Source organism: Ignavibacteriales bacterium, from assembly GCA_026390775.1.
In the GTDB taxonomy this organism is placed as follows: Bacteria; Bacteroidota; Ignavibacteria; order Ignavibacteriales; family Melioribacteraceae; genus Fen-1258.
On the sequence record JAPLFF010000007.1, the window covers coordinates 193,429 to 207,757 of the forward strand.

Consider the following 14,329-nt stretch of genomic DNA (forward strand, 5'->3'; position numbering starts at 1 on the left):
TTTTTTATTTCGTTAAGATGTATTTTATCTAATTACTGCCAATTTTCCAAGTACATTATCTTTATACTTACCATCATTTGATTCCACAATTAATTTGTAAAGATAAGTACCGTTGGCAATTTGATTTTCATCCGCGTCGCGCCCATCCCAATCAATACGGACAAATTTATCAAGAATATTTGATTGCTCTATTTGCTTTATCATTCTTCCAGCAATTGTATAAATTTTTATTTTTACATTTATGGCAGTTGCAACATTATGCTGAAAAGTAAATGTTGTATTTGATGAAAACGGATTCGGATAGTTCACAACATCACGCAGAACAATTCCATTATCACTCGATACAACAGAGAAGTTCGCTTCTTGAGAAGATAAATTATTGAATACATCCCAAGCTTTAACTTTTATTTTGTAATCGCCAGGTGTCATTCCGGTAAATTTATATTTTATTAATCCGGATTTACCACCGGAATTCAAATCGCCGACAAAACTATTTGTAAGATCAATTGGATTAACTTCATCATCATTTAAAATTGCTTCAAGCTTATGACCGATACCGGTTCCTGTAGTATTCAATCCGGTTCGATCCGAAAGTTTTGCTATTAACATAAAATCGGGATTAACGAGATATGAACTTTGGAAATTGATATCATCAAAATAGATAGAGATTTCGGGACCTTTTCCATCATTAACAGCATCCGGGTTTGTACCACCGACAACAACATTAGTTGAATAACCAACACCATCGGATGTGCTGTTAGATATATATGCAACTATCTTTCCATTTTTATTTTCATAAGAAATATCTTTTGGTACAACAAATTCTGTTTGGAACTCACCGTTTATAACAGAAGTTCTTCCACGATAAATCAATCCGCCCTGCATTGTTACAGTGTAATCCATTTCCTTAAAATAAATTGATCGTTCGGAATCATACATACTGACAATTGCATCGCCATTATATTGGGCTAAAGTTCCATTAGTGTTTCTGACTGCTCCCTTTATCTTGACAGATCCTAATGCATTGACCTGCACCAAAGATTTTAAGGATTTTCCATTAACAGAATCAACAGAAGTAGGATTGAGAGGTTCGTCTAAACGTATAGCCGGATCTCCGAACAAATGAAATTTTTCATCGTTCTCTTCGGTTAATAATTGTTTGGCTAACAGATAAGCTTTGCCTATTCTGATCGGAAGATTTCCTGCCTCTCTGGTCTGGAAAAGTCTGCTGTAAAGAGAATCATTTATAGTAGCATTTGCAACAGAATAAACTACTCTTGAAGCTGAAAAAGCAGCTATCGCTCCACCGCTCATATTCATTAATATTTCTGTTGAACTTTGTTCGGTCGGATCATCATACTTTCCGAAATCGCAAGTAGCAGCTGTTAAGAAAAAATAATTTGAATTCTTCAACTGAGGTATTGATGCCGATCTTTCAAATACACTTTCATGAGCCCACACACCCGGATTTCCGTGTCCTACGTAGTTGATAATTAATGTACCGTCGTTAATTGCATTTATTATTGCTTTATTAACTTCCGGTTTTCTTCTGCCCAATCCGGTATAAACTGTTGGATACGCTACTAAATAGATTTTATCAAGATCAAAATATTTTGGAATTCTTTTATTCGCCAAGTTTTCAGATTGTGATGTATGCAAACTTCCATCATCGTAACCAACTGCTTGAGGTCCGTCATCCGCTACCAACGTTATATTATTTCTCCACAATCCTTTCTCAAGTCCGGTTTCATATTTTATTATCTTATCAATTACAACATCGGCTTCAGCTGCTGTTTGTATGTTTAATCTCCCTATCGCTATATCAATTCGTTTATCATTACCGGAGATACGTGCATAAAAGTCATCTGTGGGGTAAGATTGTATTTCATCAAGTGATTCAGCCGTTTCGTATACAGGAACAAAATTTTTATTTAATTTTTCCGTATTAAGATAATCATAATCACCATCGCCTAGAAGTAAAACATAAGAAGGTTTTATTTGCCAGTTCTCATAAGCAAATTTGAGAAAATCTCTTATAGCTGTTGGGTCTAAAGAACCACAAGAAAATTCGTTTAAAATCTCATCAACATAGAATATTTGTGTTGATAATATATAAGGTGATTGTTGAGATCTATATGCAGCATACCGATCAGCTTGAGTCTTAAAATCTTTAGCTGTTATTACTATCATTTCACTACCTCTAAGATTACCGCGAATGTTCGAGTTAGTAATCTTTACTCCGTTAATTGGAGTTTTATAGGCAGCCGATGTAACCGCAAAATATTTACTTACGTTGCCTTTTGTCTCTGCGGCTTGAAATTTTATTTGACCGAGGCTGATTATAGCATTTGAAATATTTTTCACATTTGCATAGTCAGTAATATCAAAAAATTGAATTGAACTGTAATTTGTAAACGTATATTCAATCGTTGCGGTTGTGTCTTTAGAGAAGAGAAGTAAATTATCGACAAATGATGTTAATTGTCTTTGGTAAGCTATCTCGAAATAATCTAATAATAATCTTGCACTTGAAGATGATGTGTTGATTGAAAATTTTAGATTACTTCTTTCGTCCAATGATAATTGTCCGCCGTAAATTCCGGAACCAATATCTTCTATTCCATAGATATAAGAATAAATACCCGGAACAGTGGATGAATAAATCCTACTTCCGCTTTCTTCAACACTATAAGGAGTTATAGTAGTTGAAGCATTAGCAACCCGGAAATTATATTTTATAATACTTGATGGAACAATGCCGTTTAGAGTTGTAAGATATGTTCTGCTTTTAGTACTGAGATCTAACTGGTCTCCAAAATAATCTCTTCCGCTTCTTCCAATATTTACACTGTCTTTGTCAAGACTCTTAAATGCTAATGTTGAAGTCTGCTGATATGCATTAGTGAAGTTCGTTGATTGCTTGTTCGAAATACGTTTTCCGTTAACACCGCCATAAGTTAGCCAGTAATAATTCTTTTTTGAATAAGGTTGTTTCATCCGGACAATATTTTTTGCAGATGAACTATATTCCCAAAATTCCTGAGGTCTGCCGTAAAAGATTATATAATCGCTGGGATCAAATCTACCGTCTTCTTCACCAATAACTGTAATAGCATTTTCGATTAGCCCTTGATTATTTGATATACTTAAATCTTCAGGAAGCGTGTAACCGCCGTTGTTATAAATTTTTATTGTCTTTGGATTAAAATCAGTTGCATTAACATCAATTCCAATTGTTTGTAAAAAAGTTCTATCTATTTTATATATACCTTCGTCCGGAGCTTCGAATCGGAACCAATCACCTGCAGCTAAAACTGAAGCTGAAGTCTTGAGTATTTTTTTTTCTGAGATTCCCCAATTCTTAGCTATCTCCCAATTTAGGACGATGGATTGAAAAGTATTATCCTGTATTAATTCTCTATTAGAAGGAGAAGGTGCAAACGAAATTTTTAGAACAATTTTTTTGTAAATCTTAATAACATTTGATGATACATCAAAAATGACCGGATGAATTTTAATTGATTGCACGGGCAAGTTTCTAAATAATCCATATTCACCAAATGCAGCAATATCCGGAGCAGAAAAATTTGAATACTTATCACTTACGATATAATTCTCAACATATGAAATTGAATCTTTTTGTAATTGGGGAACAGGCACATATTGTCCGTTCAATGTAGAATAATCTGCACTCAAAATTTGAATAGTATTCCCCAATTCTGACGGAACACCGACATTGATTTCCCTCACCGGAATTTGTGGAAGCCCTGATTTAGTAATATTCTCAATAAATCCGCCAAGCAGATTTAATTTTTTAAATGAATTACCTGAAACTGAAATAGTTAGAGTGTCTTTATAGATAGGGCGATATTCAATTACAATAGAAGATCTATCGGAAGATAAAATTCTTAAATCCTGTGCATTGGCAATCAGATTTAAAATAAAAAAGAGAATAACTAAAAAGAATTTGTATTTCATCGCTCTGTTGAATGATTTAGTAATGTTTTCAAAAATTTTCTTCAGTATAGGAATTCAAAGCGGTAAACAAACTCTATATAGTTTTTCTCCAAATTTTCTGGGCAAAATTTAGGCAAGATATACCAAGATGTCAAGTCAAAACAAAATTACATAAAATCAAATCACATTTAATATATGGAGTTTATTTCCTTTCATTTACTATGGATCAAAGACTGAAACATAATCTGTTATCCTTATAAACCAAGTAAGGCCTTATTCATTTTCATAGCACTAACACAAAATCCTATATGATCTTCCAAAGAAATACTTAAAGCTTCGGCGCCTTTTGTAATATCTTCACGGTTAACAGCTCTGGCAAAAGCTTTATCTTTCATTTTCTTGATAACGGACTTCACTTCAACTTCTTCAATTGATCTACTCGGTCTTACGTATGTTACAGCGGTAATTAATCCGGCTAATTCATCGCATGCAAAAAGAGTTTTTCTTAAAAGTGTATCGCGTTGAATGTTTGTATAATCTGCATGAGACATTATTGCATTTCTGAATTCTTCATCAAATCCTTTTTCTTTTAATATTTCCGATCCTTTGTATGGATGTTGTTCTGCTGTTGGAAACATTTCGTAATCAAAATCGTGTAGTAGAGCAACGCAGCTCCAATATTCAACATCTTCACCAAATTTTTCAGCATATGCTTTTACACAAGTTTCTACGGCATAAGCATGTTTTAACAAACTATCACTCTTAGTATATTCTTGAAGAATAGATAAACAACAATTTCTGTCTCTCATAATATTAGAACTCATTTTTACTCCTTCTATTTTGATCGCGGATTGAAAGAAGGACAATCATCCGCCAGTATACAAGCAAAGCATTTCGGTTTTCTAGCAAAACAAATATTTCTTCCGTGTGTTGCTAACCAGTGAGACGCATTAATCCAATAACTTTCTAGTAGTAATTCTTTTAAGCGGTACTCAATTTTTTCAGGATCGTTTGATTTGATAAATCCAAGCAAGTTAGATAATCTCTTAACATGGGTATCAACTGCAATTGCAGGAATTCCGAATGCATTGCCCGCAACAACTGACGCTGTCTTTCTGCCTACACCGGATAACTTTGTTAACTCGTCAAAATCTTTGGGGACTTTACCGTTATAATTTTCAATAAGTTGTGTACAGCAGTTACGAATACTTTTTGCCTTCTGTCTGTAAAACCCTGTTGAAAAAATATCTTTCTCTAATTCCTTTGCAGATACTTTTAGATAATCCTGAGGCTTTTTATATTTTTTGAAAAGTTTTATTGTAATAATATTTACACGCTCATCGGTACACTGAGCAGATAAAATTGTTGAGATTAATAATTCGAATGCAGATGTATATTCTAATGCAGGACGGACACCAGGATATTCTTTAGAAAGAATATCAAATATTTTTCTTGCACGAGATTTATCTTTTTTGTTAATCACTTAAAAATCTCTTATCCTTAATCAACAATCTTTTTACCGGATTACTATTGATAATATGATTCTGAATTATTTCTTCTACATCTTCACGTTTCACTCCACCATACCAAATTTGTTCCGGATAAATTACAACAGTAGGACCAAACTCACATGCATCCAAACAACCGGAACTATTCACCCGGACTTTTGTATTGAGTCGAAGTTCTTTTAATCTTTTTTTAAATAACACACGGACCTCAGCCGAACCTTTATCCACACAACATCCTTTAGGATGCCCCGTTTCCCTTTTGTTCTCACAAATAAAAATATGTTTTTCGAATCTTGGCATTTGATTTATTAAAAATATTTTACAAAAAAGGGAAATAATAAATTTCCCTTTAGTAGCGCGTACGGGGGTCGAACCCGTGATCTCCGCCTTGAGAGGGCGGCGTCCTGGACCACTAGACGAACGCGCCATTTAATTTAATTGCTACACAAAAATAACTTAATGGAGTGAATTAACAAATATTAGTTCATCTCGTAAATAATTTTTGATATCTATTAATTACATAATCGAGCTGAATATTATTATCAGTTTGGTTAGACACTAAATCAATTTCCCATTAGCTTTATCATTGAAACTCTTCTAAGTATTTATTTATTTCTTCCATCTCATCTTCACTTAAAATATAATCCGCAGCTTTAATATTCTCTCTGCACTGTTCGGCAGTTCTATCGCCCACAATAGCTGAAGTTATTGCCGGGTTCTTTAATACCCATGCGACCGCAAGTTGTCCTACAGTTTTACCAGTTTTTTTTGCGATGGGTTGTAATTTTTTAACCAATGATAAAGCTTTACTTAAATAAGGTTCTTTGAAGAAGAAATTTTTTCTCCGCCAATCGTCTTCTGCTAATTTATTAATATCAAACTTTCCGCTAAGAAGGCCGGCTTGCATAGGACTGTAAGCTACCACTCCGATATTCTTCTTTAAGCAGTACGAAAAAATTGATTCTTCATAGTCGCGCTTAAGCATACTATATGGAGGTTGTAAGGATTGTACTTGTTCGATCTTTATACATTTTTCAAGAAGAGAATTATCATATGTGCTAACTCCAATAAATTTTGTCTTCCCTTCTTTTTTCAATTCAACCAAAGTTCCCCAAGAATCTTCTACCGGTACTTTGGGATCTGGTTTATGAATTTGATAAAGATCAATATAATCTGTTTGAAGACGTTTTAAGCTCTCTTCAATTTCATTTCTTATACTTTTTGGATCTAGATTATTAATTGCATTTCCAAAACCATCATTTACTAATCCGCATTTTGTAGCTAAGAACACATTTTCACGAATTCCTTTTAAAGCACCTCCGACAACTTTTTCAGAATGACCAAACCCATAAACAGCGGCAGTGTCGATCCAGTTAATTCCATTATCTAGAGCTGCATGTATTGCTTTGATTGAAACATTATCATCAACTTTTCCCCAACCGAACTGCCAAGGACCACCTATTGCCCATGTACCAAAACCAATATTTGTAAGTTCCGGTCCGTTTTTTCCTAATTGTCTTTTATTCATTTTTAATTACTGATTAATCAATAAACATATTTTCTGTTTATGAATATAATATTAAAAGCAGAAATGATGATCGGCGTTTAAGAATATCTTCCCCACCCCCCTCTGGGGTAAGATATATTTTATTTGAGAGGCTTTAAGATTTGATTTATACAGAGATTTATTTTCTCCATTCAATGTAAATATGAATGAATAAAATTACATCAGTAGAATTACGGTATATTTTTAAAAAGATTAGGTCTTGAATTATCCGTTTTTTACAAAATTTTGCATTTTTTTGCTAAAGTTATTAGAGACTCTATAAAATTTACTCTTATTATACCGTACAATTACGGTATTGGGACCAATAGTCTTATTATATTTTTTTACTGTGAACTACGAAGTCGGAATTACATATTATGATAACTTTGAGGAGATAGGAAAATTTTTGGTGGTAATTGTTATGAAAGAAAAAGTAATTCCGAAAAATATTTGAGTAAATGTCGCTAGATAATAACTAATACTTCCTTGAGATAAATTAAGTGCAATAGCAATGAATTTAAGTTCATTTATTAAAGTATAAAATAATAACAGACTTAGAAATAAATTCAATAGCCTTTTCTGAATTAAAATTTGTATTAGTTTATTTATAATTTGAAACAAAACAACTGTAAACAAAATTATACATAAAAAATAAAGTCTTGTCGGATCATTGTTGAAAATATAAGTAAGAATAAGAATTACTAGGGAAGATGTAATCCATAAAAAATGTTTTTTAATATTACTAAAAGAAATAATTAGTAAAAAAGTCATGATAGGATAAAATCTTAAAGCTTGGATTCCAAAAATTAAATAAATAGAATAAAGAATCGGATCGGACAGAGCAAGTATCAAAAAGAAAGTAAAATACTGTGTCTTGTATTGTCTGATCGGCGGCACTAACCAGATTAAAATTGAAAGATACTGTATGAGAATAGGAATGTTCATTAATAAGTTATAATGAGTTTTGATCTAGTTAATTTGCCCAAAAATAGATAGGCCAAAAATTTTTCCCTAAAACAAAAAAGCTAATCAATTATCACCATTCGTTTTTCTAGAAAATGAATATTGTACAGCATACTTAATAAGTTGTGGTAAAGTTTCAAGATTTAATTTATTCATAATTATTGCTCTGGAAGAATCAATTGTTCGCTTTGCTTTATGTAAAATATCAGCAATTTCTTGACTTGTTTTTCCTTCAGCTACAAGCAGTAAAATCTTTTCCTCCAATGAATTTAAGTTCAACGATTTTTTGCTTTCATATACTCCTTTCAAATTGCTGAATCTTGCTTTAATTTTTTCAACCTCTTGATCTGATTTGCCCATAAAATATTTTTCACCTTTGGCTACAGCTCGAATAGAAGTGACTAATTCATTTTTAATTATTTCTTTGGGGATTAAACCGTATGCGTTAATTTGAAGAATCTTATAAACGTATTCATCGGAGTTGTGCATGGAGAGAAAAATAATCTTTGCATCTTTATCTTTTTCCAAAATTTCTTGTGCTGCTTCAAGACCGTTCATACCAGGCATTTCAATATCACATAAAACTACATCTGGATGAAAACTGAAATATTTATTTACCATACTATATCCATCTTCAGCTTCAGCTACAATACAGAAGTCATCATATCTTTCAAGTATATTTACTAATCCTTGTCTTAGAATATTATGATCGTCAGCTAACAGCAATCTTATTTTTCGCATGCACTGCACCTTCTTTGGGAAGTTTAATAACTAGTACCGTTCCTTCATTTTGATTTGAATTTATTTTTAATTTTCCACGTAACTTCTCAATTCTTTCTTTAATACTAAAAAGACCTGTCCCTGCACTCTTCAACTCTCGTGCGTTAAAGTAATCTTCGGGAATCCCAATTCCGTTATCTGAAATAACAATGTTAACATATTTCTCATTTAGCTCTATCTGCACCGAAAATTCATTTGCTTTAGAATGTTTAATAATATTATTCAATGATTCCTGAATAACTCGATATATACATATTTCCAATTCAGAACTGAGTTTTTCTTCTTTACCAAGAAATTCAAATGATCCATTGATCTTAGAACTTTCTGATATATAATGTACTAAACTCTGAATACTAATTTTAAGACCTAAGTTAGTAACTTCAGATAATTTTAAAGTTCTTGATATTTCTCTAACCCTTTGATAAACAGCTTCCAAATCAGTTTGAATTACGTCCTTTTCGTAGTCTTCCAGGTTGGATAATTTTAATTTAATTATTATTAACTTTTGTCCAATGTCATCATGTAATTCGGCAGCAATAGACTTTTTCAATTCATCATAATCTTTATCGAGTTTATCAGCGAAATTTTTTAATCGATTCTTATAATTTTCAAGATCTGATTCATATCGTTTTAATCGGGTTATATCATGAAGATAAAAATTTGTAATCCCTAGTTGAGGATATTCTTTTGCAATAACTGAAAAAATTTTCCCACTGATATTTTCTGTAAATGTACCGTTTGCGGATTTATTCTTGAGTGACGGTAAAATTTCATTAATCTTTATCTCCTTTTCTTCAATATTGGAAAATATTTTTCTAGATGCTTCATTTGTTTGAATAATATTTCCGGATGTATCCGTTCTGATCAATGGTTCCGGATCCATTTCTGCAAAGAGAGCCATTAATTCTGCTTTCTCTAATAAAAATCTTTGATTTTCAGTAACGAATTTTTTTTGAAGCGGAAGAATTACTTTATAAAAGATTAGAATAATAACACCAATAACACTTATACTTAATATAAATGCAAAGAATAGAGGGTTCTCAAAGGTTAAGAATTGCTTAAAATAATTATCCAAACTATTCATAGTCGTTTCTATTCATCTTATAAAAATTTTTATCTAAAAAAAATTAACACTTCTACTTTAATCTTTTCAATGACAATTTACTATTAAACTAATAGTTATAAACAAATAAACCCAATTCCAAATTATGGATTATGAAAAATCTTGAAACAGTGCAGTATTTATTGAAACTGTAGATCAAACTAATTTCGGTCAAATATTGATAAATGCTTATCATCATTTGATTCTTTAACCAACTTAAAAAGTGTATTAAGCAAAATATTATAATTGGTCGGTTTGCTGATATACGCATCACAACCGGCTTCAATTGCATTTATTCTATCTTCATTATATGCATGAGCGGTGTAACAAACTATTGGAATCTTTGAGAACAAGGGATGGCTCTTTAGTTCTCTGGTTAGATCTAATCCATTTTTGTAACCTTTAATAGAAATATCCATTAATATAATATCCGATCGTTCCTTAAATAAAAATTCATAACACATTTCTGCTGAATCACAAATTTCAATTCTAAAATATTTTTTTAAGAAAAAGAGTAAAAATTTTTGATTTTCAAGATCGTCTTCAACGATTAATAATTTTGGTAATGGTTTGAGTTTGCTTAACATAAACTAATTTTCACTTAAGAATTTATAATTAAAATAACTTCAGTGGAGATGTTTCATATATACCAAATTTACAAAGCTTTCAATTTTAGAACCTCAGTAGAATTACTGTAAATTTTTTAGTGTATTTTTCCCACATTCAATGGTGAAGATGTGAAAATCAGTCATTTTGAGGACTTTAATTTGAGACAGAGTCATTTCCCCAGATTTCATACAGTAGAATTACGGTATTGTAAATCTGAATTATTATCGAAAGATCATGGAGAGAGAACTTTAGCGATTATAGGTATAGTAAAGATTTAAGGTAATGAAGTTGCCTGAGATTTTGAAATTTGCTGCCCTGTCAGGGTTCGAACCTGAAGTCTTCTGATCCAGAGTCAGACGTGTTGCCAATTACACTACAGGGCAATAAAACTTTATTCAAAATTAACTAACATTATTCAAGAAACCAAAATGTGTTGATCGTTTCTATTTTCTAAAAATTAATCAAATTTCTTCTGGATAATGAAAAGGCGCTTCCATACCGGAAGCGCCCTTATGATTATACAAAACTAAATCAAAACTATTTTGCTGCGTTAATCAAACTGAAGAATCCATCAGATTCATCCGTTACTGTTGCATCGCTCGCGTCTGTTATTCTTATCTTGCCTAAAGAAGAAACAGTCGCAGGGGTTGTCCAATCGTATGCGCCGGTGCTCTGTACATTGCTTATAATATTCGTCCACGTTTGACCATTGTCTAAAGTATAATCAATGTTTACGTTATTAACACCTTTCGATAGCCATTCGATGCGTTTCGGTGTACTTATCGGCCATTGTTCTCCACCATTAGGTGTAACTACACGGATGAATTTCTTATAGATTGAAAATACATTGGCCGATTCACCGAACGCACCCGCAACCGTTGGATTGGCTGCATCGTATTCAGATACTCGTATTTTGCAAAGCTCCGAGCCTATGAAGCCGCCGGTAGTAGTTGGTAAAGTTAAGTCTGTCGGTACAACCCAATCGTAAAATCCTGTATTATCCAAGTTCTGGCCAATAGCCGTCCACCCCATTCCTTCATTCAATGTGTATTCAATTTTAACTTTGGCAACATTAACCGAGGTCCATTGAATCTGGTATTTTTCTCCTAGGATCCAACTCTCACCGCCATTTGGGAATGCAACTGTAATTGATGTTTTGGGTAATACAGTAAATGTACCTGCACTCGTAACAGATGGAGAACCGGTTATGGCTTCAGAAATTCTTACTTTGTATTCGGTAGATGGTTTTGGAAACGCGAATGAATAGGAACCGACAGCGGCAGGTGTGCTCGATACGATAGTGAACCAATCGTTAATGGTTACACCATTGTTCATTGTGTATTCGATTTTTACATTATCTATTCCCACGGCTGTCCAGGTGATGTTGTATGCTTCACCTGCTCTGATAACTTCGTTCCCGTTCGGACTAATCAAAGTAATTGAAGCAGCCGGTTTGATTGTGAAAGTACTTGGACTTTCGGAAGAAGGATTGCCGCTAACATCGCTTACTTTCACTTTACACTGAGTTGATTGAGTGCTGGGAACCGCCCAGTTGTACGAGCCGGTATTAGATATTGAGTTCTGGATTGTACTCCACATTAATCCGTTATTGGTTGTGTATTCTATCTTTACGTTAGTAACACCATCAGCTGCCCAAGTTATGGTCTTCGATGTATTGGCCTCCCAAACTTCACCGCCGACGGGACTTGTTAATGTTATCGACTTAATCACTTGATTGGTGATCGTAAAATTATTATCCGATACATCGGATGGACTTCCATACATTGCGTCGCTAACTCTAACTTTGCATTGGTAGGAAGTGAGGTCAGGAATATTATTCCAAGCATAAGCGCCGATGGTTGGTGTCGTAGAGTTAGTGAGAGTTATCCAGCTGGCTCCTCCATCGGTTGTGTATTCTATCTTCACATTAGAGACGTTCACGGAAGTGTATTTTATTGTTTGATTTGAGCCGCTTGCCCAGACTTCACCACCGTTAGGAGAGGTTACTAATATAGACGGTGCCTGTGTGATGGAGAATAAATTATCACTGTCATCTGATGGTGTTCCGTCTAGCGCATCGCTAATGCGAATTTTACAATTTGGTGAGATTGCATTTGGAATTGGATCCCAAGTATAAAAACCTATACTACTTGGTGTGCTTAAAGTAATTGGATTCCAGGATAATCCATTGGTGATTGTATATTCGATCTTAACATTGGTTATGCCGGATGAATTCCACGTAATGTTTTGCATTGAACCAACAGACCATTTCTCACCGCCGTTTGGACTTGTCACCGTTATCAACTGGCTACCGGGCGAAATAATCGTAAAATTATTATCCGATATATCGGATGGACTTCCATACATAGCGTCGCTGACTCTAACTTTGCATTGGTAGGAAGTGAGGTTAGGAATATTATTCCAAGGATAAGCGCCGTCGGGTGGTGTAGAGTTAGTAATAGTTGTCCAGTTGGCTCCTCCATCGGTCGTGTATTCTATCTTCACATTAGGAACGCTCTGGGAAGTGTATTTTATTGTTTGATTTGAGCCGCTTGTCCAGACTTCGCCGCCGTTAGGAGAGGTTACTACTATAGACGGTGCCGGTGTGATGGAGAATAAATTATCACTGTCATCTGATGGCGTTCCGTCTAGCGCATCGCTAATGCGAATCTTACAATTTGTTGAAGGTGTATTCGGTAATTGCGTCCATGTATAAAAACCTGTGCTCGGTGTGCTTAAAGTAATTGTATTCCAGGATATTCCATTGGTGATTGTATATTCGATCTTAACATTGGTTATGCCGGATGAAGCCCAAGTAATATTTTGTGTTGAACCGGCAGCCCACTTCTCGCCACCGTTTGGACTTGTCACCGTTATCAACTGGCTGCCAGGCGAAGTAATCGTAAAATTATTATCCGATACAGCACTTGGAGTTCCATTAGTTGCATTACTGATGCGAATTTTGCATTGTAGCGAACTGACATTTGGAATTCCATTCCAACTATAAACGCCCGTACTTGGTGTACTTGAAACTATTGTTGTCCATGTAGCGCCGCCGTTTATTGTATACTCGATCGTTACATTCTCGATATTGGTTGATTGCCACTTTATGTTATTGCTGGAACCGGCGTACCATTCCTCGCCACCGTTTGGAGAAACAACTTTAATTGTCTGTTGAGGTAAAATCTGAAATGGGTTGGGACTTTCGGTTGCTGTAACTCCATCCTGCGCGTCTCGGATTCTAACTTTTGCGAGCGTGGTCGGAGTATTTGGAATCGGTTGCCAAAAATAAACGCCTGTGTTTTTACTTGAGTTTGAAAGTACTATCCAATTCTGACCGTTATCAATTGTATATTCAATCTTGACTGAATCTATACCGGAACTGTACCATGTAATTTGTTTGGAAGAACCAGCTTGCCATGTTTCGCCGCCAATAGGAGAAGTTATTTTTAAACTTTTATTAGAATTCTTTACTATTGCAAAAACTAGATTACTTTGCGCGCTGCTTACACCATCAAGTGATGAAACACGAACGCGGCATTGATTGGAAACCGTATTGGGAATCGGGAACCAAGTATAAATTCCTGTGTTTTTTAAGCTATCTTTAATGAGTGACCAGCTTGTTCCGTTATCTATGGAATATTGAACCCGGACTAAAAGTGTACCGGTTCCAGTCCATTGAATTTGGTAACTTGAACCCTCTGCTAACGTTTCTCCTCCATTTGGAGAAATCACCTTGATATTAGTATCGCCGGTACCGGGCTGAGGAGAGGTGACACTGTCTTTTAACTTACATGAGGAGAGAATTAACAAACCAACCAAACACGATATTAATAATCTTTGCATTGCTTCCTCGGTTATAAA

At 34.1% G+C, this 14,329-nt stretch carries 9 protein-coding genes and 2 tRNA genes; all 11 read right to left on the minus strand.

The features are described 5' to 3' along the window. Positions 1-24: 24 nt before the first annotated feature. Positions 25-3,978, minus strand: coding sequence for a type IX secretion system sortase PorU (porU, locus tag NTZ27_06000; protein MCX6174286.1), 3,954 nt, complete (start codon positions 3,976-3,978; stop codon positions 25-27). 233 nt (positions 3,979-4,211) lie between these two features. Next, positions 4,212-4,781: an HDIG domain-containing protein gene (locus NTZ27_06005; protein MCX6174287.1), complete on the minus strand. Its 570-nt coding sequence runs from the start codon at positions 4,779-4,781 to the stop codon at positions 4,212-4,214. Between the two features lie 11 nt (positions 4,782-4,792). After that, a complete protein-coding gene (gene nth / locus NTZ27_06010; GenBank protein MCX6174288.1) occupies positions 4,793-5,440 on the minus strand; it encodes an endonuclease III in 648 nt (215 codons plus the stop codon). After that, on the minus strand, positions 5,433-5,693 hold the full coding sequence (locus NTZ27_06015; GenBank protein ID MCX6174289.1) for a (2Fe-2S) ferredoxin domain-containing protein: 261 nt from the start codon (positions 5,691-5,693) through the stop codon (positions 5,433-5,435). The genes nth and NTZ27_06015 overlap by 8 nt, the downstream gene beginning before the upstream one ends. 125 nt (positions 5,694-5,818) lie before the next feature. Beyond that, positions 5,819-5,892, minus strand: a tRNA-Glu gene (locus NTZ27_06020). A gap of 156 nt (positions 5,893-6,048) precedes the next feature. Next, positions 6,049-6,993, minus strand: coding sequence for an aldo/keto reductase (locus NTZ27_06025; GenBank protein MCX6174290.1), 945 nt, complete (start codon positions 6,991-6,993; stop codon positions 6,049-6,051). Positions 6,994-8,040: 1,047 nt separating this feature from the next. After that, positions 8,041-8,715: a response regulator transcription factor gene (locus NTZ27_06030; protein MCX6174291.1), complete on the minus strand. Its 675-nt coding sequence runs from the start codon at positions 8,713-8,715 to the stop codon at positions 8,041-8,043. After that, on the minus strand, positions 8,687-9,838 hold the full coding sequence (locus NTZ27_06035) for a sensor histidine kinase (GenBank protein ID MCX6174292.1): 1,152 nt from the start codon (positions 9,836-9,838) through the stop codon (positions 8,687-8,689). Before NTZ27_06035 ends, NTZ27_06030 begins: the two co-directional genes overlap by 29 nt. A gap of 179 nt (positions 9,839-10,017) precedes the next feature. Further along, positions 10,018-10,443, minus strand: a complete 426-nt coding sequence (locus NTZ27_06040; protein MCX6174293.1) for a response regulator — start codon at positions 10,441-10,443, stop codon at positions 10,018-10,020. 332 nt (positions 10,444-10,775) lie between these two features. After that, positions 10,776-10,848, minus strand: a tRNA-Gln gene (locus tag NTZ27_06045). Positions 10,849-11,002: 154 nt separating this feature from the next. After that, positions 11,003-14,311 carry a hypothetical protein gene (locus NTZ27_06050; protein MCX6174294.1) on the minus strand — a complete coding sequence of 1,103 codons (3,309 nt, stop codon included), beginning with the start codon at positions 14,309-14,311 and terminating at the stop codon, positions 11,003-11,005. Between the last annotated feature and the right edge of the window lie 18 nt (positions 14,312-14,329).

Excerpts from the sequence above, each read along its gene's own strand:
- NTZ27_06035 (MCX6174292.1), bottom strand. The coding sequence starts at position 9,838 with ATGAATAGTTTGGATAATTATTTTAAGCAATTCTTAACCTTTGAGAAC.
- NTZ27_06030 (MCX6174291.1), bottom strand. The coding sequence starts at position 8,715 with ATGCGAAAAATAAGATTGCTGTTAGCTGACGATCATAATATTCTAAGA.
- porU (MCX6174286.1), bottom strand. The coding sequence starts at position 3,978 with ATGAAATACAAATTCTTTTTAGTTATTCTCTTTTTTATTTTAAATCTG.
- NTZ27_06040 (MCX6174293.1), bottom strand. The coding sequence starts at position 10,443 with ATGTTAAGCAAACTCAAACCATTACCAAAATTATTAATCGTTGAAGAC.
- NTZ27_06005 (MCX6174287.1), bottom strand. The coding sequence starts at position 4,781 with ATGAGTTCTAATATTATGAGAGACAGAAATTGTTGTTTATCTATTCTT.
- NTZ27_06050 (MCX6174294.1), bottom strand. The coding sequence starts at position 14,311 with ATGCAAAGATTATTAATATCGTGTTTGGTTGGTTTGTTAATTCTCTCC.
- NTZ27_06025 (MCX6174290.1), bottom strand. The coding sequence starts at position 6,993 with ATGAATAAAAGACAATTAGGAAAAAACGGACCGGAACTTACAAATATT.